General features: G+C 51.5%; 22 protein-coding genes. 4 read left to right on the forward strand and 18 right to left on the reverse strand.

Annotated elements, in window-relative coordinates; translation table 11 throughout:
- Window positions 1–20: 20 nt before the first annotated feature.
- The 12 genes from B1748_RS16230 to B1748_RS16285 all read right to left on the reverse strand — a co-directional run bounded on the left by B1748_RS16230 (window position 21) and on the right by B1748_RS16285 (window position 15827).
- Window positions 21–794: an enoyl-CoA hydratase/isomerase family protein gene (locus tag B1748_RS16230; RefSeq protein WP_087568974.1), complete on the reverse strand. Its 774-nt coding sequence runs from the start codon at window positions 792–794 to the stop codon at window positions 21–23.
- A gap of 4 nt (window positions 795–798) precedes the next feature.
- Window positions 799–1974, reverse strand: coding sequence for a CaiB/BaiF CoA transferase family protein (locus B1748_RS16235; RefSeq protein ID WP_087568975.1), 1176 nt, complete (start codon window positions 1972–1974; stop codon window positions 799–801).
- Between the two features lie 5 nt (window positions 1975–1979).
- On the reverse strand, window positions 1980–3155 hold the full coding sequence (locus B1748_RS16240) for an ABC transporter substrate-binding protein (protein WP_247740848.1): 1176 nt from the start codon (window positions 3153–3155) through the stop codon (window positions 1980–1982).
- Window positions 3156–3165: 10 nt separating this feature from the next.
- Window positions 3166–4299: a CaiB/BaiF CoA transferase family protein gene (locus tag B1748_RS16245; RefSeq protein ID WP_087568976.1), complete on the reverse strand. Its 1134-nt coding sequence runs from the start codon at window positions 4297–4299 to the stop codon at window positions 3166–3168.
- Between the two features lie 42 nt (window positions 4300–4341).
- Window positions 4342–5439 (reverse strand): CoA transferase, encoded by a 1098-nt coding sequence (locus tag B1748_RS16250; protein WP_087568977.1) that lies wholly within the window; start codon window positions 5437–5439, stop codon window positions 4342–4344.
- A 121-nt stretch (window positions 5440–5560) separates the two neighbouring features.
- Window positions 5561–7921 (reverse strand): glycoside hydrolase family 2 protein, encoded by a 2361-nt coding sequence (locus B1748_RS16255; RefSeq protein WP_087568978.1) that lies wholly within the window; start codon window positions 7919–7921, stop codon window positions 5561–5563.
- 136 nt (window positions 7922–8057) lie between these two features.
- Window positions 8058–11135: a glycoside hydrolase family 2 TIM barrel-domain containing protein gene (locus B1748_RS16260; protein ID WP_306299329.1), complete on the reverse strand. Its 3078-nt coding sequence runs from the start codon at window positions 11133–11135 to the stop codon at window positions 8058–8060.
- A 97-nt stretch (window positions 11136–11232) separates the two neighbouring features.
- A complete protein-coding gene (locus B1748_RS16265; protein ID WP_087568980.1) occupies window positions 11233–12051 on the reverse strand; it encodes a sugar phosphate isomerase/epimerase family protein in 819 nt (272 codons plus the stop codon).
- Between the two features lie 15 nt (window positions 12052–12066).
- Entirely contained in the window at window positions 12067–12873 is an 807-nt protein-coding gene (locus B1748_RS16270; RefSeq protein WP_087568981.1) for an SDR family oxidoreductase, read from the reverse strand.
- A 26-nt stretch (window positions 12874–12899) separates the two neighbouring features.
- Complete coding sequence (locus tag B1748_RS16275) at window positions 12900–13667, reverse strand: SDR family oxidoreductase (RefSeq protein WP_087568982.1); 768 nt, start codon at window positions 13665–13667, stop codon at window positions 12900–12902.
- 15 nt (window positions 13668–13682) lie between these two features.
- On the reverse strand, window positions 13683–14699 hold the full coding sequence (locus tag B1748_RS16280; RefSeq protein ID WP_087568983.1) for a zinc-dependent alcohol dehydrogenase: 1017 nt from the start codon (window positions 14697–14699) through the stop codon (window positions 13683–13685).
- A 24-nt stretch (window positions 14700–14723) separates the two neighbouring features.
- Window positions 14724–15827 carry a mandelate racemase/muconate lactonizing enzyme family protein gene (locus tag B1748_RS16285; protein WP_087568984.1) on the reverse strand — a complete coding sequence of 368 codons (1104 nt, stop codon included), beginning with the start codon at window positions 15825–15827 and terminating at the stop codon, window positions 14724–14726.
- Window positions 15828–16017: 190 nt separating this feature from the next.
- Here B1748_RS16285 and B1748_RS16290 point away from each other — a divergent pair, with 190 nt between their 5' ends.
- Window positions 16018–16806: an IclR family transcriptional regulator gene (locus tag B1748_RS16290; RefSeq protein ID WP_179215619.1), complete on the forward strand. Its 789-nt coding sequence runs from the start codon at window positions 16018–16020 to the stop codon at window positions 16804–16806.
- An 81-nt stretch (window positions 16807–16887) separates the two neighbouring features.
- Here B1748_RS16290 and B1748_RS16295 read toward each other — a convergent pair whose 3' ends face one another.
- Window positions 16888–17985, reverse strand: coding sequence for a glycoside hydrolase family 117 protein (locus tag B1748_RS16295; protein ID WP_087568986.1), 1098 nt, complete (start codon window positions 17983–17985; stop codon window positions 16888–16890).
- 226 nt (window positions 17986–18211) lie between these two features.
- Window positions 18212–19042, reverse strand: coding sequence for a phytanoyl-CoA dioxygenase family protein (locus B1748_RS16300; protein ID WP_087568987.1), 831 nt, complete (start codon window positions 19040–19042; stop codon window positions 18212–18214).
- Between the two features lie 131 nt (window positions 19043–19173).
- Between B1748_RS16300 and B1748_RS16305 the strand changes: the two genes are divergently transcribed.
- Entirely contained in the window at window positions 19174–20061 is an 888-nt protein-coding gene (locus B1748_RS16305; RefSeq protein ID WP_179215620.1) for an AraC family transcriptional regulator, read from the forward strand.
- A 7-nt stretch (window positions 20062–20068) separates the two neighbouring features.
- Here B1748_RS16305 and B1748_RS16310 read toward each other — a convergent pair whose 3' ends face one another.
- Complete coding sequence (locus B1748_RS16310) at window positions 20069–21130, reverse strand: glycoside hydrolase family 117 protein (protein ID WP_087568989.1); 1062 nt, start codon at window positions 21128–21130, stop codon at window positions 20069–20071.
- 112 nt (window positions 21131–21242) lie between these two features.
- On the opposite strand from B1748_RS16310, the gene B1748_RS16315 reads away from it, so the two are divergent.
- Both B1748_RS16315 and B1748_RS16320 read left to right on the forward strand, forming a co-directional pair.
- On the forward strand, window positions 21243–22025 hold the full coding sequence (locus tag B1748_RS16315) for an AraC family transcriptional regulator (protein ID WP_087568990.1): 783 nt from the start codon (window positions 21243–21245) through the stop codon (window positions 22023–22025).
- Window positions 22026–22415: 390 nt separating this feature from the next.
- The gene (locus B1748_RS16320; RefSeq protein WP_087568991.1) at window positions 22416–23189 is read left to right on the forward strand and encodes an IclR family transcriptional regulator; all 774 of its coding nucleotides are present in this window, start codon (window positions 22416–22418) and stop codon (window positions 23187–23189) included.
- 281 nt (window positions 23190–23470) lie between these two features.
- Here the strand turns inward: B1748_RS16320 and B1748_RS37225 are convergent, their stop codons facing one another.
- From B1748_RS37225 to B1748_RS16330, 3 genes are all read right to left on the reverse strand, one after another.
- Window positions 23471–23605: a cytochrome P450 gene (locus tag B1748_RS37225; RefSeq protein ID WP_218781637.1), complete on the reverse strand. Its 135-nt coding sequence runs from the start codon at window positions 23603–23605 to the stop codon at window positions 23471–23473.
- A gap of 104 nt (window positions 23606–23709) precedes the next feature.
- Window positions 23710–25077: an ABC transporter substrate-binding protein gene (locus B1748_RS16325; protein WP_087568992.1), complete on the reverse strand. Its 1368-nt coding sequence runs from the start codon at window positions 25075–25077 to the stop codon at window positions 23710–23712.
- Window positions 25078–25144: 67 nt separating this feature from the next.
- A complete protein-coding gene (locus tag B1748_RS16330; protein WP_087568993.1) occupies window positions 25145–25972 on the reverse strand; it encodes a carbohydrate ABC transporter permease in 828 nt (275 codons plus the stop codon).
- Window positions 25973–25974 lie beyond the last annotated feature (2 nt).

The following is a 25974-nucleotide window of genomic DNA, read 5'->3' on the forward strand; positions in this document are numbered from 1 at the left end:
TCTCCCTTTCGCTTCTATTATTATTGGCCCTTGAATTGCGGAGCTCTCTTCTCCTTAAAGGCAGCCTTGCCCTCCTGCGCGTCCTCTGTCGTGAAGCAGAAGGAGAACAGGCTGTTCTCATATTGCAGGCCTGCGTCAAGCGGCATATTCATGGCCGCTCGAAGTGCAAGCTTCGCGTTCTCAACAGCGATTGGACTATATGCCGCGATGGCGCCTGCCGTCTCGTAGACCAGCTTCTTCAGCTCACCAGGCTCCACGAGCTGCTCAACCAATCCGCAACGCAAAGCTTCCTCCGCTGACAACAGCCTCCCCGTCAACACCATCTCCGCAGCCTTGCCTGCACCTACAATTCTCGGAAGCAACTGCGTGCTTCCGCTGCCTCCGATCCAGCCCAGCTTAATTTCAGCTGCGCTGAACCTGGCATTGGATGACGCCATACGAATATCGGCCTGCAGCGCAAGCTCCAGTCCTCCGCCAATGGCATACCCATTAACCATAGCGATGACAGGCTTGCGAATGCTGCGAATCGCCATACAATAATCATCTCGATTACGCAGATCCCATGGACTTCCGTAATCATCCAGCACATCAATGTCGCTGCCGGCGGAGAAGCTCTTCTCGCCTTCGCCGGTGAGAACGACGACTCGTACGCCCTTATCCTTGTTGATCCCCTGACAAAGCTCGCTGAGCCGCTCGCCCATCGCCCGCGTGACGGTATTCAGCTTGCCCGGTCTGGCAAGCGTAATCGTTCCTACATAATTGTCAACCTCATATCGAATATCGTTGTTGTCCATCGACTTACCTCCCTCCATCGTTGTCCACCGAACCCTCAAGACCGAAGTCCCTATTAATTCGTACCGTGTGCTCGCCGACTGGAGGCGCTCCTTTCTCATGCTTGAGCAGCTGTCCGTTCACCCTTGCCGGGTAACGCGTCGTCTTGAACACCTCGCCGCTTGGCCTTACGACCTCCTGGAACATATCCAGCACCTTGATGCCTTCATGCTGAAGAGTCTGCTCCCAATCGAACACCTCAGCGCACCAATAATCGGCCGGCTCGAGAATATCGAGCCACTCCTTTGTCGACCTCGTCTTCAGATGACGATTCAATATTCCCTTAATGGTGTCCCGCTCATCGAACCAAGCTGACCGCTCCGTATAGACGAGCAGCTCTTCGCACTGCAGCAGTTCGCCTAATGTCAGAATGGAGCCCATAGCCAGCGCGATATAGCCATCCTTTGTTTCATAGATGCCATATGGCGCGCCAAGGTAAGCATGGGCATTCCGGAACCTGCTTCGCTTGGGCAGCTCTCTCGGCTCTTTGTTCATATAAGCGCTCAGCACTTCGAATTGGAAATCCAGAGCCGCCTCCATCAGACTGATCTCCACTAGTCCGCCCTGACCGGTCTTCTCTCGCTTGTACAGCAAGCCCAGCAATGCCTGAACAAATACGGAGCTGGTATGCAAATCAATTGTTGCTAATCCGAAGGGAACAGGCGGCTGCTCGCCGTCGCCGTTCAGCCAGGCTAAGCCGGACATAGATTGAACCAGCAAATCCTGACCCGGCTTGTTCTTCCAAGGGCCTTCCACGCCGTAGCCAGTAATGCTGCCGTATATAATGCCAGGATTCAGCGCCTTGACCGATTCATAGTCAAGACCGAGCTTCTCCATAGCGCCGGGGCGAAAATTTTCAATGATGACATCCGCCTGCTGGATCAACCGTTTTACTTTTGCGAGATCAGAGGGGTCCTTCAGGTTGGCAGCATAGCTTTCCTTGTTCCGATTCATAGACTGGAATACGGTGCTCTCTCCGTCTACCCTTAGATTTGACAATGTCAGCTGGCGGCTTCCATCACCCGCGTTCGGCCTTTCGATCTTGATGACTCGCGCCCCCAAATCGGCTAACCGAAGCGCTGAGACAGGACCTGCCAGATATTGGCTGAAATCCAGTACAACAATATCCTCCAGCAGCTTCATTCTGCTCACATCCCCGTTTCCTGATGCTCTCGTCTAACCTGTATATGCATTTCGTTTAAGGTTTGAATAACCGTTCTCCGCTCCGGCGCCTGATTCATCAGGCGGTACCGAATCAGATTGCCAGCCTGCTCCTGGAAGCTGATATAGCCATGGAAACGCGGTCTCATGGAGCCGTGTGTCAATGTGTCCAGCGTGTTCTTGAAGAAGCCGCCGGAGAGACGATTCACCTCGGGGTCCAGCCATGCCTCCCGATGGCCTGGCTGACCGTCATTCAGGAAAAACGAGGTGCGCTGGAACTCTGGTGAAGCGACCATAACGGCGAAACTGGCAGCGATGTCAGAATGCCGGCATTGCGACGAAATCGCAAGCCCTACACCGCCAATCATGCTGCCGCTTGGCACGCCGCTGTCAGATGGAATGTTGCCGAAGCTCGCCAGGTACGGTCGAAAGCCGACTCTCGCATAATTGGAATACCCGTAGATAAGCGGAATGTACGCTATTTCATTGCTGGTACCCATAAGATTCAGCATTTGAATGGGATCCTGATGCACCGATTCCGAATGTACATACGGCATCAGGCTTTCCATAAGCGCAAGCGCCTGCTCGCCTACCTCCATAGGAAGATCAAGACCTTCACTCCAATAGGCCCGGTTCGACAGCTGCGCGCATAACGTGAAGAAAGTTGAATACGCATGCACTGGCACAAGCGGTAGGCCAATTGACTGCCCTTTGGGCAGTTTCTTGGCGATGGCGAGCACGTCGCTCCAGCTTCGGGCAGGCGATAGACCGACCTGATCCAGCAAATCCTGTCTGTAGGCGCTGACTTGAGCTGCTGCATCCACAGGCAGCGCCCACTGCTTGCCTTCATACGTATAGCTGGCGTAGCTTAATCCTGTCGAATGAAGCTCCTGATCCTTCAGAAAAGCCTCCTCTACCCGATCATTCAAGGGCAACAGCAGTCCCTTCGCAACTGCTGTTCCTATATGGGGGTGATCAATCATAATGAGATCATAGGTATCTGCAAGCAGCTCCAGCGGATACAGCTCGAAATCAGACAGAGAACGCGCGTCCCATTCAATCTCGACGTTAGGCTCCAGCTTGCGGAACGCCTCAGAGGCGGCTGCCAATGGGTTCAAGCCGCGCTCATGAGACCATGTCATTCCTTTTAATTTCAATTTCATCACCATCTCTTCAACGTGTAATGTTCCATTCCGATTCAACAACGGCGTTATGCTCTCCAATACGCGGCGCTCCTCTAGAGGACTGCAGCCGATGGCCGTTCAACCTGATGGGACAGGAGATTGCCGTCATACGGGCTCCGTTGCTTCGATAGATGTCCTGCGTCATACGCAGCTCTCTGAACGCTTCCTCCTGCATAAGCTGCATCCAATCCAGCAGTTCCTCGCAAGGAATGCCGGCCTTTTGCAGTTCAACGCTCCAATAATGAGCAGGACGTGTTGTCAGCAGCTCCTCCATGCGGGCAGCCGTAGCTTCGCCGAGCGTATCCAAGGTGAAGTGAGGGGCAATCGCCTGGGCCAATGTGTGAAGAGGCATATCGCCGAGCGCAATATAGCCTGCAGCTGTTGGATACAGCCCCTTCAGCCAGCGGATGGACTCCGATCCTTCTGCTCCTTCGACAGGTAAGCTAGAGCCTCGATCCGGCATCCACTTTTCCTCCCAGATCTCCTGCATGGCATCCAAGGTGGATGCCAGCATATTGACCTCTACAAATGCGCCGCTGCCTTGGATGGATCGACGCACAAGAGCCGCCAGCATGCCTTGCACAAGGTGGGCTCCGGTTATCATATCTGCAATGGCAAGACCAAATGGGATAGGCACCCGTCTCGACTTGTCTCGGTGCAGCCAGGGCAGCCCCGTGAGCGCCTGGAGCAGCAGATCCTGTCCAGGTCTATCACGGAGTGGACTGTTCCCTCCATATCCGCTAATAGAGCCGTAGATGAGACGCGGATTAATGGCTTTCACCTCTTCATAGCCGAAACCAAGCTTCTCAATGACACCCGGCCGAAAATTCTGAACCATCATATCCGCATGGCTCAGCAGCTTCCGCACCTTGCAACGATCAGTCTCGGACTTCAAGTCGACAGCATAGCTTTCCTTATTCCGATTGATGGAGTGAAACAGCGTGCTGTCCCCATCCAGCTCCAAATTCGAAATATACAGCCTTCTGCACAAATCCCCGCAGTCCAGCCGCTCAATCTTTATGACTCGCGCGCCCAAATCCGCTAATCGCAAGCCTGCATAAGGACCAGACAGGAATTGACTGAAGTCAAGCACAAGCAAGCCCTCCAGCGGTCTCGGCATCATGATGTATCACTCTCGCTTCAACTTAATATGCAGCTGCTGCGGCTATAGCAGCTGAAATTCCGCCTCAAGCCTGGCGTTGTCCATGCCCGCCTGCCCCACTCCACGGCGACTTCCCATATAGTTGTTGTCGAATCGAATGGGACAATAAGGCGTAAGGAATAAGCCTCGCTCCTCCGCTTGCACCTGCTGTATATTCCGCAAGGCTAGGAAGCCTTCGTGCTGAAGCAGTTCGTCAACCGTCTGAACCACGGCGCACCAGTAGCCGCCCGCTACCAGGTCCTCCGCCCAGTCCGCAGCCGCTTTGGTTCTGAGATGATCGGCGAGCAGACCTTTAATTTCATCCCGCCTCAAGAACCAGCTGGCAACATCCTCATAGTGGGCCAAAGCTTCGCATTGCAGCAGCGCGCCCAGCTCCAGCACAGAGCCCATAGCCAGAGCCAAATACCCATCAGCCGTCTCATAGATTCCATATGGAGCCGCCAGATAAGCATGGGCATTATTTAACGAGCTTCGCTGCGGCAACTGTCCTCCATCATTAAGATGAGTCGTCAACACCTCGAATTGATAATCAATCGCCGACTCCAGCAGACTAACCTCAACAAGCATTCCCTCCCCCGACTTGGAACGGAGCACAAGAGCGGCCAGAATGCCTTGCACGAGATTTGCGCTTGCGAACATCTCCACCGTGGACAGCGGGAATGGGATTGGGGGATCATTGGCATTTCCGCTCAGCCAAGGCATGCCCGTGAGTGACTGGACGAACAAGTCATCATACGGCTTCGCACTCCAGGCTCCTTTCCGGCCATAACCCGTTATGCTGGCATGGATCAGCTTGGCATTCAGCGCTTGCGTTCTCTCATAGGGGAGCAGCGTTGTCTGCAACCCGCTTGCAGGCGGCCCTTCGATGAGAACATCAGCTTCCGCAATCAGCTTGCTCAGCTTCGCATGCTCTCCTCCAGTGGCGACGCAGAACTGAAATCTCTCCTTGTTGCGGTACAAGCTGATGAGCGGAAGCGGCTCATCCTCCGTCCCCTCGATTCGGATGACACGCGCCCCAAGATCAGCCAGTCTTAACCCCGCGAAGGGACCGGCAAGCTGCGTGCAGTATTCCACAACGAGCAAACCCTCTAATGGAAGCAAGCCATCCCCTCCTGAGCCGTTACAATCTTCCAAGAAACAGGGGAAGGGATGGAACAAACGTAGTCGCATGTTCATCCCTTACTCCCTCAAGAACCGATAATTATTCAACCGCTTGCCGATATTACTCCAGCTCCCAAAGCTCAGGGTTGTAGCGGTAATAGCTGTGGCCATATTCATCGCGCAGCTTGTTGCTTTCATCCAGATGCTCGATACAAATGCGCTTCGCCTCAGCTTGATCGCCAATAAGCAGCTTGTATGCATTGCTAGCCAGAACGCTGCCGCCTTGCTTCAACGTAAGCGATACCGAGAACTCGCCTGCTGCATCAGCATCCACCGTCCATGCGATGTCGCTGAATTTGGCGGAGCTGTTAGAAGCGACTTGCGCCTCTATCGTTCCGCTCTGTACAACCTCGCCTTTATGATTGCTTAGCGTCCATTCCAGCTCGGTGTCCGCGTAGGTCTCATGGTAGTCGTTCACAACCCAGAGCTCGCCTTGGAACGTCTCGCCCGGATTCCATCTTCTCTTCGCGAATGCCAAGCTTGGCAGAAGCGGCTGATAGCTCCTCTTGACATAGTCGAAGCTGATTTTTTTCTGGCCGTAATAATCGACAAGCCCCCACTTGATGTCAGGCCAGTGCGTAATGAAGTGACAGAGTGACACGCCGCTCATACGCGGCTTCCGTCTGCGGTATAATTCAAGGGCAAACTGCAGAATCGTGCCGTGGGCGATTTGAGTCGATTCCACGAACTGCTCCAGTGAATCCATTCTCTTATCGCCGAACACCTCAATGTTCAGTCCTTGGAGAATGTGGATATCGGCCCAGTGGTAGCCCCAGCTTGGTCCCATCGGCCAAAGCTCGTTCTCCGGAATAAACTTCCTCAGGCTTTCGATAGATGGCGCCGACGCCGCCGTCAATTCCGGAATGATGGAGCAATCCAGAGCCGGGTAATATTCCTCCATGAAGCTTCGGCCGCCGCCGTAATAATGCTCATTGGCGTGCTGGGACTCCTTGGGCTTGAAGCCCATGCTCTGGCCGAACTCATTGCTAAGCGGCGATGCAAGCCCGTAAGGAACGGAGGTGTATGCCCCAATGGCAACGCCGATCGCTTCCATGAGCTCCTTGTTGCCGCTCTCAATATGAGCATCTGTGAAAAACACCTCTTCGCCGCCCATCCAATAAATATTGGAGGGGTGATTGCGGCGAAGCTTCACAATTTCAATACATTCCTTCGCTACCGAGTCTACAAATGCGGGCTCATTGGAGAAGGCTTGTGTAGAGAACGTGAAGTTCGTCCACACCGTAATGCCGAGCTCATCGCACAGCTTATAGAAGGTCGGAATTTCCGGCGGATGCCAGCCGAAGATACGCAGATTGTTGATATTGCTCTCCTTCACCAGATGAAGCAGATGCTCATATTTCTTCGTGCTGTTCCGTCCGTACAGGAAGGACGGCTGACCGCCCCAGCATGCCGAGCGTAAAAATTGGCGCTTGCCGTTAATAACGAAGGTCCACGGATATTCCGACTCCTCTTCGGTGAAGCCTGGATTCTTCTCCATCTGAATCGTACGGATGCCGATTCTGTCCTCAACACGATCCTGCTCCGAACCGTTCTTCCGGACTGTAATTTCCATATCGTACAAATTCGGAGTGCCCATGTCCCAAGGCCACCACAGCTTCGCGTCCGCAACTTCTACACTTGCCTTTACTGTATGGCTGCCGGCTTGAACCTCTGCCTCCACCGTACGAGTGATCGTCTCGGATTCGAAGTTATTGCCCTTCAACGCGATCTGGAGTTGGACGGTTGCCGACTCTGCAGCCATATTGTCGAGCTCAACCTCCACATGAACGGCAGCGCCCTCATCCTTAAGCTCGGACTCGGTGCGATAATTCACAATGCGCACATCCTCTGTAGCCACGAGGCGTACGGGGCGCCAGATGCCGAATGGCACTAGGCCGGTGAAATAATCGCCAGAGAAGTTCACCTTCTTGCCGCCGACATTGCGGAAGTTCTTCGGTGGCGGGTCCAGCTTGACCGCAAGCTGATTGGAGCCGCCAGCCCATCCATCAAAGTTGAGATACTGGCTGACATCGAAGGAGAACGGAGAGAACATGCCCTCATGACTGCCCAGCAGTTGGCCGTTCAGCCATACGGTGCAGCTGTAGTCAACGCCTTCAAATTCCAGATGGACCTTCTTGCCCTTCATATCCTGCGAGACGTTGAACCTGCGAATGTACCACCACTCATATTCCTGCACCCACTTGGCCTTGTGCATATTGCGGCCGAAGTAAGGATCCTCCAATTCACCGGCGCGCTGCAAATCCGTGTATACATCCCCTGGCACAGAAGCATAATTCCAGCTGAATATAACACCCTGCCGCTCTGCCGGAAGGATATGGAACCCTTCTCGTTCCCCTTCGCCTACCCTCATCTTCTCCATCTGCCAGAGCTTGCCGCTTAAATCCTTCACTACACGTGACATGCCATAACCTCCCATTATAGGTCTACATTTTAATACAGAACAATAACCCAAAAATTTTGTTTAATTAATTATTTTCGGAACATTGTTCCGTTTTTAGTTGATTATACAGTTGGATAGGCTAGGCGTCAATACGTTTTTACTCATCTTCCTTAAACACAGGTCTTAATGTGAATTGGAAATCAAATTGCTTCTCCTTCAGCTGGTACTTATCCATCAGCTTGGGACCACAGGAGTGCGAGCCTACCCCGCTCATCTTGTAATCGAGCTGAACGATCGTTTCCTTCCTCTGCTGAAGCTCATACGTATGCTTGGCTGCCGTCAGATCCTGAGGCAAATAACGGGAAGCGTTCAACGAGAAGGGTTCTGTACCGTCCAGCAGCAGCCCCATGCCCAGCTCATTGGATACGAGAGCCCAATCCGTGCCCCATCTGGAGCCGTTCTCCTGCGGCATAATATAAGACTCGCCCATTTCCTCAACGCGCTGTACATATCTGCCCTTGCGTACGCTCTGACGCTTGTCCACATAGCTCTCATGCGGTCCATAACCGACATACTCCACCGTATTCATGGCTGCCGGCATTCTTAGCTGCAAGCCGAAGCGAGGCAGGAAGTCTATCTCCTTCTTCACCTCTGCGCTTGCCTTCACCGTTACCGCGCCTTGGGCATCGAACAGCCACTGGGCTGACCCTCGCACAATAGGCTTACGCGTGTAGAGACCCAAGGAAAACTCAACGGTCACGACAACCTCGCCCTCGGCACGCTGCTCCCAATCACAGCGATACACCTTCATGCCGGCATGCTCCAGCCCTTCATATTGCCATCTCGTGACCAGCGGTCTGTCGTTATCTAGAGGCGCTCGCCACATATTGAAGGATAGAGGCTGCTCCAGCAGCGCCACCCCGTGCCTTGTCAGCTGATCCGGCATACCCTTCCGCAGATCGAAGGAATGGCTGAAGTCAAAGCCAGTAATAAGGAGCTTACGCTCCACCTCCAGCACTTGGATGGAGGTATGAGAGGCCTTGTTTTCAAATAGCTTGGAAGCACCGCTGCCAACACTTGACGTCAGCTCAAATTGCTGGAACATGATTTCATGCCCACGCTCCGCCCACACGTTCTCCTCCTCCAGGCAGCAGGATATGGTCAAGCTAACCGCATCCAGAGAGAACAGCTTCGGTTGCAGCGGAAGCTCCACCACTTCTCCGGTATGCGGAGCCGTTCGCAAGCCCCGAAGCTCGCCTTGCTGGAGGAGCACGCCCTCACGCTCCACCTTCCAATAGAAGACCAAATGGGAGAGGTCCACGAAGTCATACAGATTGCGAATCTGCAGCCGGCCCTTCTCCAGCTCAACGGCATCCATCCGAACAGGCGCTATGACCTGCTTCAGCTCCAGCAGGCCGGTATGCGGCGTACGATCGGGAGCTACCAGGCCATCAATGCAGAAATTGCCGTCATGCGGCTTCTCGCCGAAGTCGCCGCCGTACGCATAATACGTTTCGCCATGCTCGGTTTCCCTCTCAATGCCGTGGTCGCACCATTCCCACACACAGCCGCCCATCAGCTTTGGCTCGGCGTAGATGACTTTCCAGTAGTCCAGCAAATCGCCGGGGCCATTGCCCATGGCGTGGCTGTATTCGCACAGGAACAGCGGCTTCAGCTTCGACTCATCCTTGGCATAGGCTTCAATCTCCGGAACAGATGCATACATGCGGCTTTCCATGTCCAACACGCTTGTATCGGGATGACCCAGGTACAGGGAGGCCCCTCCTTCATAATGAACAGGCCTTGCGCTGTCCCTCTCCCGCGTCCACTTCGCCATGGCAATATGATTAGGACCGTATCCCGACTCGTTGCCCATCGACCAGAACACCACACAAGGGTTGTTTTTATCGCGCTCCACCATGCGAACCGCCCGATCGACGAAGGCCTCCTCCCAATCAGGATTGTTGGACAGCTCATGGAAGTCCGTATAGGATTGCATCCCAAGCCCTTTGGCCATATTGTCCCAGTTATCGGCGATAGCCAGCCCATGACACTCCAGGTCCGCTTCATCCACCACATAGAAGCCGTATTCATTGCAGAGCTCCAGAAATCTGGGATCATTGGGATAATGAGATGCCCGAATGGTATTGATATTGTGGCGCTTCATCACCTGAAGATCCTGAATCATATGCTGCAGAGGAATAGTCTGGCCAAGGCTTGGATGGGAATCGTGGCGATTGACGCCCTTCAGCTTCACGGGAACGCCATTGATCTGGAACACGCCCTCATGAATCTCCACACGGCGGAAGCCAACGCTGAAGCGCAGCACCTCTTCACCCGAAGACAAAAGCAGCTCATACAGCACCGGCTGCTCCGCACTCCAGAGCTGCGGATCCAGCACCTGCATAAGAAGCTGTCCCGCTTGCCCTATTTCACCTTTCGCCGCAGCTATTTCAAGGCCGCTTGGATCTCGCAGAACAGCTTGTACAACGGCACCGCCGGCCATCTCCAGCTCGATATTCAGCTGAGCCTCCCGGTCGCCGTTCAGCAGCGTTGTACGCACGAACACGTCGCGAATATGCGCCTTATCCCTCGCCAGCATATAGACATCCCGGAATATGCCCGTATATCTCCACAAATCCTGGTCTTCGAGGTAAGTGCCATCACAAAATTTCAGCACCATAACCGCCATCCGGTTAACGCCAGAGACAAGGTGCTTGCTGATGTTGAACTCGGCAGGCACCCGGCTTCCTTGGCTATAGCCGACGAATCTTCCGTTCACCCATAGATAGAAGCACGCATTCACACCTTCAAACACCACGTATTTTTCCTTCTCCGTCCAATCCGGTGAGAGGTTGAACTCCCGAATGTACAGCCCTGCGGGATTGTCGTCCGGTACAAAGGGAGGGTCGCATGGAATGGTGTAGTTGAGATTGGAATAATGCATGCCATCATAGCCGTTGTTCTGCCAGCAGGAGGGTACTAATAGGGAGGACCAGCTTCCTGCATCATAATCCGCTTCATAGAAGCTGTCGCGAACATCCTCCACGCTGGCGTAATATCGAAATTTCCATGCGCCGTTTAAGGTCTGATAATAAGGAGAGCGCCCTCTCTTCCGGGAGGCAGCTCCATCGGCATCCACATGCGGAATATAATAAGCTCTTGGCTTCTCGCGGTTTATGTGCAGCGTACGGGGATCTTCCCAATACTTATTGATTTCCAGCAAAGGTATCACTCCTATAAATTGTTATGCTAATCCCTTAAGGGAGACGAAGAGCACCCGTTTCCGAAGGAACCCGAGTGCTCTATGTGTCATTCAGCCGGACAAGGCATCAATTGCCATCAGCAGCAATCCAGTCTGGATAGCTGGTTCTCACCCGATTGGCAATCCATTCATTCACATCCCATAGATCTGCAACAGGCTGCTTCGTAAAGGCAAGCGTCGGCATATAGGGTACTGGCCCAAATTCAGGCGTCATCGTGCTTACAGCTTCCCCCTGCGACTGGCGACGGCTGAACATCCGCTTCCACCAGCCCTCGAAGCGTTCCCGCTCCATGCTCCATTCCGGTGCTGCAGGATGCGGAACCTGCGGGCCCTGGGAGAAGCCGATTCTGCCATGGATATGATGGGTGTGTGCGATGGCAAGCTCAATCTCCTCCTCCATGTCATGAAGGAGAGATTCACATACATTCGTCCAATGGCTGAAATCTGCCGTAATTCGCAACTCCGGGAACTTATGCAGCAGTCTTGCCGTTGTCCACGGCGAGAACATGGCCCGATGCCTATGTGTCTCGTGTGCAACTGTTATACCGTTGTCCCCCTCTATTCGGAGCGCCGCCTCGAAGAACCGATCCTGCTCATCATGGCTCATACGATCCCGGGCGCTGTGCGAAACAATGAGCTGGGGCTCGAAGCCGGCAGCTCTCTCCACCTGCTCCTTGAAGGATTCAATATGATCCTCACCGCCAGTGAAAATCTGGGCGATATAGGCAAGCGAATAGGTCTGAAGCGCTTCGCGGAAGGCCGCCTCCTGCTCTGGCAGAGGCATTGGCGCTTCAATGCCGGTATACCCCGCATCCGCCGCTCGCTTGAACTGCTCGCTATAGGTGCCTTCCATCCCCCAGAGCGCTTTGTATAGATGTAATTTCATGGATTTCACCTTTTCTCAGCTCTGCAGTCGCAGCTTGTATTGATCAGGCTGGAGCGAACCCGCTTCCGTTATAGGATCGTATATGGTCACTATGCATCCATGGAATTGGTCCGCCAGTCCCTCCGCCAGCTTGTAGGCGCATGCCGGCGCTTCCTGAGGATTCGCGGCGCTATTACGTATCCATTCCTCCATATCGGGGAAATACCGTTTCCCTTCCGGCGTTGCTCGCAGAGCTCTTGTCATCTCCGAATCATTCAGTCCTGGATTCAACGCAAACACCTTGATAGAAGCTCCCGTCTCCTCCAGCTCCTCCGCCAAATTTTCTGTAAATCTGGCAACCGCCGTCTTAGCCGTTCCATAAGCGTTGCTGTTCTTCATCGCATGAGTGGTTCCGCCGCCAATTAAATTGACGATGCGGCCGAATCCCTGTCTCAGCATCATGGGGACAATCGCATGGACGCCATAGAAGGTTCCTCTAAGATTAATATCCACATCTTCTCCCCATGTCTCAGGGTCCACCTCCCATGTCGGTCCAATCGCTCGATTCACGCCTGCATTATTGATCCAGACATGAACAACCCCACACTCCGACTCCAGTCGACGGACAAGCTCCTTCATCTCCTCATACCTGCGAACATCCACCTGGAAGACTCTTCCTGGCGTCGGGAAGGCTGCAAGCTCCTCCTGAAGGGCATTCATGCGATTGCGATCCCTGCCCGTGCCAATGACTTGATAGCCTTTATTCCCAAAATAAAGCGCCATGTTGCGGCCAATGCCGCTTGTAGCTCCCGTAATGACAACAGTCTTAGTCTCACGCGTCATGGGATCCCTACTTTCATGTCAGAGTGCTATCTGCCCATCCATCCGCCGTCCACCGTAACAATCGTCCCGGTTACGTAATCGGATGCGGAGGAAGCCAGATAGATAACAGCTCCATTCAGGTCCTCCGGTCTTCCCCAGCGAGCTGCAGGTATCCGGCCCAGAATTGCCTCATAACGGACAGGGTCCCCTCTCAGTTGCTCCGTATTATCCGTCTCGATGTAGCCGGGAGCAATCGCATTCACCTGAATGCCGCGCGAGGACCATTCATTCGCCAGCGCCTTGGTCAGCTGTCCAATGCCGCCCTTGCTCGCTGCATAGCCAGGCACGTTAATGCCGCCCTGATACGTAAGAAGAGACGCGGTGAAAATAATTTTGCCCACTCCACGCTCCAGCATGCCTTGTCCGATCTCCCTGGCCAATATGAATTGGGAGTTGAGATTCACTTCGATAACATGATCCCAATAATCATCGGGATGCTCCGCTGCCGGCTTGCGCATGATGGTGCCGGCATTGTTCACCATAATATCGATATCAGCATGTTCTTCCTTCAGCTTGGTGATAAACGCGTACAACGCGTTGCGGTCGCTGAAGTCGCAGGCATAACCGGCGAAGCTTCGCCCTGCCTGGCGCACCTCCTGCTCCACCTCGCTCCCTGGCTCCAGGGTTGCGCTTACGCCAACAATATCCGCACCAGCCTGCGCCAGCGCAATCGCCATAGATTTGCCGATGCCCCGCTTGCAGCCCGTCACCAATGCTTTTTTGCCCCGCAGTGAAAATAAATCCAATATAGCCATCCCGCTACCTCCCGCTTAATTGCACTGAATAAGAACCTTCATCACGCCGCTGCCGGATTCCATCTGCTGAAAGCCCGCTTGAATCTGCTCGATAGGATAGACCTCGCTGATCAGACGATCAAGCCCAAGCTCGCCGCTTGCCGCAAGCTGAATCGCTTGCTCGAAGTCCTTATGCTCATACACGCGCGCGCCGAACAGCTGAAGCTCTCTCCAGAAGAAGCGATGCAGATCTACCGGGACAGGCTTGCTGAATATGCCAACAATGACAATACGTCCTCTAACCTTCGGCAGCTTGGTCATGACCTCAGCGCCAGCCAGAGAGGAGGTCACCTCGAACACAACATCGGCGCCTTTGCCGCCAGTTGCTTCCTGCACATACTCCGCCAAATCCCGCTCCTTGGAGTTGCATGTTTCGAAGCCAAGCTCCTCCAACAGCTGGAGACGATATGGATTAATCTCCGCTACAACTACCCTTGCTCCAGCAGCACGGGCAACAAGCGCTATCAACGTACCGATGGGCCCTCCGCCGATTACAACGGCATATTCGCCCTGCGCTACTTGACCCAGTCGAACGTCATGACAAGCTACGGCGAGCGGCTCAATCATCGCGCCATGCTGCAGGCTGAGCTCATCTGGCAGCCTATGCAGCGTGCTTGCGGGAACGGTCCAATAGGATTGGAACGCGCCGTCTGTCTCGATGCCCATGAACTGCAAGCGATGGCAGATATGGCTGCAGCCATCCTGACATGCCGGACATTCTCCGCATGGCCCCAGCGGCTTCACCGTAACCTTGTCGCCCGGCTTATAGTCCGCAACCTCGCCGCCAACACGCTCGATGACGCCCGACATCTCGTGCCCCATCACTTGAGGCAGCTTCACACGATGATCCATGTGGCCGTGATAAATATGCAGGTCCGTTCCGCATATGCCCGCATAAGCGACCTTGATCTCTACCTCGGCAGGCCCTGGCTCTCTGCGCGCGCCTGTACCGACTACAATGCTTTTGTTCCCCTCATAGAATGCCGCTTTCATTGCCATCCACTCCCTATTAGATGTTTAAAATAATTGCTTGTAAGGCTGCAGCAGCTCCCACCGGAACTCTACGCCTGTGCCCGGCACATCCGGAGCGACGGCTCTTCCATCCACAATAACAAGCGGCCGCTTCGTATATTGATCGATCGGGAAGCTGTGCACCTCCAGATACGACGCATTCGGCATCGCTGACATTAAGCTGACGTGCAGCTCCTGCATGCCGTGTGTGCACACAGGCAGATTGTAAGCGTAAGCAAGATTCGCAATCTTCAGCCAGCCCGTTACGCCGCCAATATTGGACGCGTCAGGCTGCGGAAAATCAATTTTGCCGCGAGTAATCATGTTCACGAATTCATAGACGGTATGGAAGTTCTCGCCTGCCGCGATAGGCAAGCCGCCCTCGGCGCCGATCCGGCGGTAGCCGTCATAATCGTCTGGAATTGTCGGCTCCTCCAGCCAGAAGATATCATGTGAGGCTAGCAGCTTTGCTGCCTTGATGGAGGTCTCGACCGACCATTTCATATTGGCATCCACCATAAAGGTGCGGTCCGGTCCAATCAGCTCTCTAACGGCTGCTACACGCTCGATGTCCTCTGCCAGACGCTCTTGTCCCAGCTTGATCTTCACGGCCTGGAAGCCTTTATCCATATACCCTTGAATATTAGCTAACAGCTTCTCCTTGGTGAAATTGAGATCAATCGCTCCGGCGTAAGCCTTCGTTGAAGAGGCATGGCCGCCAAGCAGCTTCCACAGCGGCTCGTCGCAGTTCTTCCCGCGTAGATCCCACAGGGCTATATCAATAGCCGAGATGGCAAATGAAGCAATGCCGCCGCGCCCTACATAATGAATCTTCCAATTCATCTCTTCCCAATGCTTCTCGATGCAACTGGCGTCCTTGCCCAGCAGGAACGGCTTCAGATCATGTTCGATCATCTGACAGACCGCTCTTCCACCTACGCCGCCTGTGTAGGTATAGCCGACACCTTCACTGCCGTTCTCCAGACCAATCGTGACGGTAATTAATTCGAAATTCGAATGAATGCCGTGCCGCGCATCTCCCAATTGCTCCGAGAGAGGCACGAGGAAATAATCGATTTGAATATGAGTAATTCGTTTTCCATTAGCCATTATGTTCACCCTCTATTGTCAATGATCGGAAGTCAATCGTTCCAATTAATTAAATGTTATTACACTAAATATATTAAGTCAACAATAAATCGGAACAATATATCATTTTTATTTCAAGATTGACTCATTTCAAAACATTATTTAAAATAACGGAATAGAGATGAAGCGAAAGAAGGTGTTTCCTTTGAGCATGGAAACGAATAAAACGAGCTCCACCTTAGAACGCGCGCTATTCCTGCTTGAGCAACTGGCATTAAATAAGGGTGGATCCGGAATCGGAGAATTGTCGGAAGCGACTCGACTTCCCAAGAGTACGACACACCGTATACTGGAGACACTCATGAAGGCGGGTTTTGTTATGCAGGAGCCGTCAACGGAGAAGTATTTTGTAGGACTGAAGGCTATTGAGATCGGGATGGCCGGCCTTCATAACATCGATCTGGTAGAAGCCGCGATTCCTCATCTTCAGGATCTGGCTGCACAGACGGGTCAAACCGCGTTCCTTTCCGTATACAACGAGGGCGAGGTTATCTATATCTATAAGGTAGACGGGAGCGCATCCGTTATTATGAATGCGATTCTCGGCTCTAGAAACCCCGTTCATTGCACGGGTCTAGGGAAAGCCATTATGGCTTACTTCTCACTTGAAGATGTCGACAAAATCATCAGCGAGAAAGGGCTTAAGCAATACACTCCAACTACAATTACAGACCATCAGCAATTTCTTCAAGAGCTGAGCAAGATCAGACAGACGGGCATATCCGTCAATCGCGAGGAATACGACGAAGGCTTAAGCTCTATCGCCGGACCCGTGTTCAACTATACAGGAAAAGTAATCGCGGCCATTAGCGTAGCGGGACCAACCGCTCGCATCTTCGACAAGCAGGATGAACTGGAGGCGCACGTCAAGGAGAAGTCTTCCCTGATCTCCAAGCGACTGGGCTTCGCACCCTCCATGCGCTCTATCTATCTCTCCTAAATTCTCGTATCGTCGTCAGGAATGGCTTGCCGATATGACAAAAAGCCGAGTGTCTGCAGCAGACAGCTCGGCTTTTACCTCTTAATCCTTTTCTCGCTGCGCTTTCTTGCCTAACCAGAGCACCTCAGGGTTCACCTTATTCGCATAGTGATGCTTGTAATCCTCCACCGTTCTGAATTTTAGAATATGGTTCCACTTGGAATGGACGTTATGGCACAATCCCCAGCGAATGCCCTCAAGCGGACTGCGTTCTGTATCTTCGGTCCGGAATGGACCCGCCGCCTCTGGCGGATTTTTAATGACGGCCTCAATCTCAAAGTTAATGCCATCATGTGCATATTGGATCGTATTTTTCTCCGGACCGTCTGTCGAGAGAAGCCCCGCCATGCCCCCACGATAGTGCCAAAGCAGCGTCTCATGACCGCTATTGGTCACCGGATTGTATTCCGATTTCACGTACGGACCCTCCGGATGATTTGAGATCGCAACGCCCCACTTTGTCGTCCGCCCGCCGAAGGTCATCTCTTCGCCCTTCTGCTCGCCCTTATAATAGAGCCAGAACTGGTTATTATAATGGAAGAGAACAGGATCATGCACCTTCAGGCTGTCGAAGTCGCCCTTATGCTTCACGGTCAAACGATTATCTCCATCGCCGAACCATTCGCCGTTCATCGCAGGACGAAGAATCGGCGCATCCAGCTTGCGCCAAGGTCCCTCTGGCGACTCAGCGATTGCCATGGCAATATTTTCGTATTTCCTGAGCAGGTATTGGCCTTCAATAACTTGATACACCAGATAAAACTTGCCGTCATGATGCAGTATCTCAGGCGTGAACACACTTCGGTCATCGTAAGAGCCCTTGGGACCCCGGCCCACTGCAAGCCCTTGCTCCGTCCAAGTCTTGGAATCCGGAGAGGTTGCATACCACACCTCAGATTGATCCCACGGGAACACCTTAGCTTCCGGGTCGCCTGTATTAAAGCCTACAGCTTCGCCAACGGACTTCGTATACCATACATAATAAAGCTCTCCCACCTTGACCACACTGCTGGGATCACGGCGGTGAACGCCCTCTTCATAGCCCAGACCATCAACCGGCTCATACGTAAACTCACAGAACCAGTCGGCATTTTTCGTATATTGTTTGCCTCGAATCGTTGCAGCGCTTTCTTTTTTCATGTTTAAACCTTCTCCCTCCTGGATGATATAAGACAACAAACCATTTAATTAATAAATTTCTTTGAAATTCGGAATTCATTTCATTTTTATTGATACTTGAATTATAACCCTCACTTGTATTTTGGTCAACAAGCTAGTTGTCCAAACAAGCGATTTCTCCATACCAAGCCGATAGCAAGGAAGAACCCCCGCCTGCATACAGGTAGGGGCTCGCTATCTTAGAAGCTTATTCGCTCTTCTTATAAATAATCGGGTTCAGCTTGCTTGCCGCAAGATCGCCAGGTACAAGGCCCGGCAGCCATTTCTGCAGATCAGTCTTGCGAGCGTTCGTGTCCGGCTCTATGACCTTCGCGTCATCCGCGTAATAGATGACTGTCATGACCTCGCGCATCGTGTTTGTCGGATTGCCTGGAGCGCTATGCAGCGTCCAGCCATAATGCCAGGTTGCGTCGCCCGCTTCCAGTGCACCGTAATTTTCAACCTCAAGACCTTTGGCTTCAATATATTGACCCAGCGTTTTCTGAGATTCATCGGAGATTGCCAACTTGCTGATGTAGCCAAACTTGTGGGAGCCGTTCGCAAAGTTCATCGAGCCTACTTCCTCTGATACAGGAACAAGCGGCATCCACATGGTGATGAAGTTATCCGTATCTACAGGCCAGTAGATTTGGTCTTGGTGCCATGGAGTAATTCCACCGCCCGGCTCCTTGAACAGCGCTTGATCGTGGTAGATGCGAACGCCGTCTACACCCAGCAGCTCAGCAGCAATCTTGGCGAATCGGCGTGCAAATACGAAGCGTTGGATTTCCGCGGATTTCTCCCAAATGTTCGAAACCTGAATAAAGGCTTTGCCGTAAGTATCCCGCTCCTCAATCGGCTTGTTATGATAATTCAGCTCCTTCACCTTCTCACCGATGATGGAACGGTATACTCCCACCTCTTCGTTTGATGCGACTTGACTCAGCTTAATATGTCCCTTTTCCTGGAACTGTTGAATTTGCTCCGTCGTGAGTCCATAATCACTTGATAGTTCTGGCAGCTTATTCAAATCCGACATTCCCATTCACTCCTCATATTGTTGTTCGACTCTTGATATCCCATATGTTATCATGGGTATGCTTGTTTGTATTTGAACGATTGAGGTCAATAGTTGCACTTTACCGACTTATGAAACAGGGGGAGTTCAGGGTGCAAGCAACAGCTGAAATAAGACCATTAAATCCGGTTGTCCATTGGGCGCAGCAGCATCGGCAGGCCAAGGAGCGGCTTATTGAGCGGCGTATTCGAGATTTCGAAATTCTGCTGCTGGAGCATGGCGAGGTCGAGGTTCAGATTGAATCGGAGGCGCCCTTCCGCGTTCAGCCTGGCCAGTTCTTTCTGCTGCCCGCGAAGCTCAAGCATCGTGTAGAGGTGCTGTCGCAGCCAGACGCGTTGTTCCTGGGCGTTCACTTTGACTTCTACAATGAGCTCTATATCGCGAAGGACGAAGACATCATTGTCTCTCTCGATCATAACGAGGACGATCATCATTATGGCAGCATGCCTCAGACGCCGGAATTTCTGGAATGGATAAACGCTGGCAGCCTGCATGCGACCTCTGAGGTTTACAGCCTGCTGGAAGCCGTTATACATGAATTCACCCATCGGCCGGCAGGCTATATGATGTGCTGTCAGGGCCTGCTGCTGCAGCTATTCGCTCATCTGTCGAGAGCCATTCATCAGCGTCAGCGGGGGGGCGCAAGCGCGGGCATGCAGCTGGCGATTGCTGAATTAGCCACTGCTATTGAGCAGAACGCAGGGGAACAGTGGTCCAATGAGAGAATGGCAGACATGCTGAATATTAATGTGGATTATATGGGACGTCTGTTCAAAAAAATCATGGGCACCAGTCCCAACAAATTCGTCCAGGGGATCCGTCACACCCAAGCGAAACGACTGCTCCGCGATACCAACGACACGATCGAATGGATCGGACATACGATCGGCTACACGGATGTACATTATTTCGTTCGGATCTTCCACAAGTGGGAGGGCATGCCGCCAGGCGAATATCGCAAGTTTTGCAGGCTGCTGTAGTAATTCCCTAGTGATTACATTTGTTATTGCACAAATGCTTTGTCCTTTCATCCACCTCGAACCTCTGAATATAATGCCATTGGCTGTTAATCTCATGACTGAGTCCCCAGCGCAGGCCTTCCAGCGGATGAATATCAGGATGCTCCGTACGGAACGGGCCTCCCGCTGCCGGAGGGTGCTCGATAAAGGCTTGAATTTCGAACTGCAACCCGTCCTGAGCGAATTGGATCGTGTTGCGTTCCGGTCCATCTGTCGTCAACAAAGCCGCCATGCCTCCCCTGTATGGCCAGAGCAATGTCTCATGGCCGCTGTTCGTTATCGGATTGTACACCGATTTGGTATAAGGCCCCTCCGGTCGCTCAGCTACAGCGACTCCCCATTTGGTTTCCCTGCCCGCGCAGGTGAGCTGCTCACCCATAGGATAGCCTTTATAATAAAGCCAGAATTGATCCTTATAGAAGAAGAGACATGGATCATTGGTCTTATGGCTGTCGAAGTCGCCTCTATGCATGACTAGGTGGCGGTTGTCCACCTCTCCGAACCACTCTCCATTGCTTGCAGGCGACAGGATCGGCTCATCAGCCTTCACCCATGGACCGTCAGGAGAGCTCGATTGAGCCAGTCCGATATATTCCTTGGAGCGTCTCAAATAGGGATGCTTCACGACCTGATAGACAAGGTAATACTTGCCGTTATGGGCCAGCACCTCAGGTGTAAATACGCTTCGATCATCATAAGCGCCGGGCTCTCCTCGACCTACTGCGAGGTCCTGTTCATGCCAGTTCACCCCGTCGTTGGATGTTGCATACCAGATCTCGGACCAATCCCATGGCCATACCTTGGCATCCAAATCGCCAGTATCATAGCCGACGCTTGGACCTGAGGATTTGGTATACCAGACATAATAAACCTCTCCGATTTTGATTACACTGCTGGGATCCCGCCGGTGAATGCCTTCCTCATAGCCCAGCCCCGTTACAGGAGCATATTTGAACTGGCAATACCAAGTGCTGTCCTTCCCATACTCGCGTTCTCTTGCTCTGCGCATAGCCAAGCTTTCTTGTCTCATGCTTAACCCTCCTCTTATATACTTTAATTTCATCTTATATCACCCTATTTTCATATGACATGCAATAAACTATCATAAAGGATATACTTTATTTCATTGGAGAGGTCCGGCCATGATCGAAATACTTACCGGGGAAATTCAACTGCTTCATTATCATTATTGGGAGAGGAAACAAGTTTTTCGGTTTGAAGAAGACACTTACTCCTATTGGGTAGTTTTCGCTGTTCAAGAAGGACGCTTTCGCTACAAATTAGGCGACAGCGATGATGGCGAAGCCATTAGCGGCGATTGGGTCATTTGTCCCCCGGGGACATCATTTGGTCGCGAAGTTATACACCCGCTCAGCTTTTTTTATTTAGGCTTTGATTGGTCAACGCCGCCATCTAACCTTCCGTTGGGCAAACTTACATTCACCGATCAAGAACGTCTTGCCTCTGCTTATCGCTACCTGCAACAGCTATACGCTCTCCCACCCGAGCAGGCCATGTTATGGCGGAACCGCTTCGTTCAAGAAATTTGGGATGGTTATGTCCTGCAGCAGCTTCTTCCAGAATCAGCAGATCGAAGCACCAAAGATCCGCTTATGCTCAGCGCACGCCGCAAGCTCCGAGAGCAGGCCTTTCAATGCCTATCATTGAAAGCGATCGCAGATGAATTAAGGTTAAGTCCCGTCCAGTTTACACGACGCTTCAAAGTTGCGTTTGGCTGCTCCCCCTCCGAGTACGTTCGGCAGCTTCGCCTCGACCACGGGAAACGACTCTTGATGGAAAGCACTCTTACCGTGGATCTGATCTCGCAGGAGTGCGGGTATGAGAATGGCTTCTACTTCAGTCGAGTATTTTCCCTTCATATAGGGATGAGCCCCTCGAAATACCGAAGGGCTCATCGATTGTGATCGCTTATCTGATTCAATTCCACCCTCGCTGCCCCTTTTATTAACACAGCGGCACTTTTTTTACCGCAGCGCTGAGCGAATGGACATGCTGCGCGGCAAGTTGATCTTGCGCATGTCCCATACCGTTCTTTGACTGGTTTGGATGGCTCCAACACTGCATGAGATATATCCGACATTCTAACAGCTCCTATTCCGTGAAAGTTTGGTTTAATTCTCCTTATCATACTTAAATGTATGAATTCTGTATTTGAACAATCAAGCCTAATCGTTGCAGTATTCCGACAAACAACAAGGGCTGGCAGGTTCATCCCACACTTCCCCTTGAACGTTCGAATGAAGTGGCATACTATAGAGTTATGAATCGGTTTAAAATGGAGGCTATCCGCGCTCATGACGAATAAAAAATATAAAGCTCCCGCTGCCGAGAAGGTGCTGGATATTCTGGAGCTAATGGCCAGAGAAAACAAGCCCTTTTCGGTTACGGAGATCAGCAATTCATTATCCATAACGACTAACTCAGTCTTCCGAATCTTGAAGGAGCTTGAGGAAAAAAAGTATATTCAGAAAAAAGAGAGTGAAAGCACCTACCAGCTGACCGGCAAGCTGTATTACCTTGGCAGCTCTATCGCCAACCGGATTACGCTGAAGGAAGTAGCGGAGCCTTCCATGCGGGCTCTTAGAGATGGCACGAGGGAAACGACCTTGCTGACGAAGCCTAGCTCGCTGGGTAGAACACTGGTTGTCGATCAACTGGAGAGTCTGGAACCGATTAAGTTTCTCTCGACTGTCGGCTTGGAGTATCCCTCCCATACCTCCGCCATGGGCAAGGCGATGCTGGCCTACAGCCCGGACCTGCTGGAGCTGTATTTGGCCCATCACGAGCTCGAACCCGCAACTCCGGGCTCTATTGCCGATCCGGCGAAGCTTAGAGAAGAAGCGGAGCAGATTCGCGCGCAAGGCTATGCCCTCGACATGGAGGAATCCTGTGAGGGCCTTCGGTGCATCGGCGTGCCGATTATGAATGCGGCTGGGCAGCTAGAAGGAGCCATTGGTGTATCCGGTCCCATCTTCCGAATGTCCAAGAAGACGATGGACCGATATATTGGGCTCGCTTTGCAGCAATCCCAAGCGATTTCCGAGCAGTTGGGCTACAGGAGTCCTTAGCGGATGAAAGTGACAAGCTACAATTCTGTGATTTCTCCTGATGAGGCCGGAGTTACAGTGTAAACTATGTCCATCAACTCCTCTTTCAACAACCAGAAGAAAAGCCCGGAAGCACAAAGAGGCCACTGAAGAATTTTCGTTACTCTTCGCTGGCAAGTTAGGCACAAGTAAAAAAAGCATCCCGCCCCATTTTTCGGGGGGCGGGATGCTTTTTTCTCTAGCTTCTGTGGGCTTCTTTTTCTAGTATTCTCAGATTATTGCTTTCAGTATTCGCTTTAGATTTACGGTAAATTGGTCATTGCACCTTGCGATTCCATGCCATTCAGCCCCGAGGATGTAGCCATATCGTACCCGTGAATGATAGCGGCCATAATGATGCGTTCCTCAGTTATAGCCAGAATCATATAAATGTTCATCCTCTGTATCCTATCCTCGATCTTTCGCGTGAAAGTTAGACCCCTATCGCTGCACAATGTGCCTGGATAGGGGGTGGCTTCTTCTTATGTCTACTTACGGATCGTTACTTCGCCTGGATGATTTTATCTCCGCGTTCTTTAATGTTGGCGATCGTTGTTTTTAGATCATTCTGTTTAACCAAATACTTTTCAACTTCTTCGGTAATGATCTTCTCATAATTGACGTTGTTAGCGCCCATGATTTTCTCTCCAACAAATATCGCATCCGGGCTGGTAAAAATATATTCAAGCTGCTCAACCTTAATATCGTCACCTGCTAAAGACTCGCCAAACACTTTAAACAATTCATTCTGCTCCACGGTGCGATTCGCCGATTCAGAGGAATCGGCATACTTGGCAGACAGTCTGCTCAGATCAAGACCGATTTCTAATGCAAGCTTTGGGTCTGCCGAAGTCGGCGATATAGCAAGACCATTTACAATTCCCCAAGTTTTCATCTTATCACCGCTATCTACCGGCATTGGGGCAACGCCAATCTTCCAATCTCTAGGGAACTTTTCTTTGTCCGCAGCCCAAGGCAATACCCAACCGCCTTGAATATCCATGCCATATTGGCCGTTCATAAAGGACGTTGCGCCTGTTTTTGAAGTGATTGTATTCGCATGCGTTGGCGTGCTTTCATCGATATGCATCATATTGAACAAGCGTTCCATCGAACGGGCGAATGCCGGATTTTCGATATTGGACAACCCTTGGTCGTTGTAGAAGTTCTCTCCTCCGCCTAATTCCATAATGGCATCTCCATACCAGAACGTGCCCCATGGCAGATAGAATGCGCCATAAGTCTTGTCAGCACCAGAACCACTTGTCAGCTTCTTGGCTACATCGCGATACTGATCCCAGGTCATCGGAATTTTGTCATCGGGATAAGGTACACCGGTTTTATCGAAGATGGATTTATTATAATAAAGCGCCCACCTTGTGATGTTGTGCGGAACCATGAAGATTTGGCCGTTGTTGCTTGCATTCTCTACATAAGGACCAAACTCTTGATTGAAATCAACTCCTGTCTCTTTGATAAGATCGTCAAGAGGAACAATCGTACCTGCGTCGGCCCACTGTTGTTGAATAATCGGATTAGCAACAATAATGATATCCACTTGCTTACCGCCAGCGATTGAGATCGGAACCGAAGTCAGAAAGTCTGCTTCTCTTCCGTGAAATTCGAAGGCAACATGACTGTACTTATCCAGGGTTTGAATTTCTTCCATAGCTTTTTTCATCTTAATGTCCTCATCAATACCGTTAAGATGAATAATCATTTTAATTGGATCTTTTTTAGCAACACTCTCCGGCGTACTAACACTTTGGTTAGTTGCCGTTGAGTTGCTGTTTTCCGTAGAGTTGCTGCATGCACTAAGCACTACGAATGCCAGAACCGCTACAAGAAGTAAACTAACTGTTCTTTTCATCTAAATTTCCCCTTTAATATTTATTGATCAAGCAGTACAAAAACTGCTTAATTTCGATCTGTTGCAATTACCCTTTGACCCCGGACATGGCAACCCCTTCAATAAATCGTTTCTGAGCAAACAGATAAACCACGATAATCGGAATTAATGCTAATGTTGCTCCAGCCATTTGGACGGCAAAGTTGCCCGAATATTCACCCTTGAAACTGGCAATTCCTACGCTTAATACTTGCTTATTCGTATCGTTGATATAAATTAAAGCGCTGAAGTACTCATTCCAGCCCCAAGTGAATGCAAGGATAAACAAGGCTGAAATTTGCGATTTGGCTAGCGGAAGCACGATTCGAAAGAAAGTCGTATATTCATTGCACCCGTCAATTCTCGCCGCCTCTATGAGATCATTCGGAATTGAAGTAAAGAATTGCCTCATCAGAAAAATCGAGAAGGCATTGAACATCCAAGGAAGAGCAACGCTAAGCACATTGTCGATTAATCCCATAGACTTGAAAATCATAAACTGGGGAATGATACGCACTTCTACCGGAATCATCATCGTTGCGATGAAGATGAGAAATATCGCATCTCTACCTTTAAAATCGAGTTTCGCAAAGGCATAGCCAGCAATCGTGCTTACTGTCAGAACCAACACAACGATATATATCGTCACTAACGCCGTATTGGCATACCAGGTCGCAAACGGGAAGTCGGTAACAGCCATTGCATAATTACTAGGATTAAACTTTTTGGGAATCCATTCAATCGGCATCTTGAATACGTCACTCTCATATTTAAATGACGCCGATAACATCCAAGCAATCGGAAACACCATAACAATACCAACAACGGCTAACAATGCGGTAAGCAGCGTTCTGCCGCCAAGTCTACTCTTAATCATGA

It is taken from the genome of Paenibacillus sp. MY03 (assembly GCF_002165585.1).
Classification (GTDB): domain Bacteria; phylum Bacillota; class Bacilli; order Paenibacillales; family Paenibacillaceae; genus Pristimantibacillus; species Pristimantibacillus agaridevorans.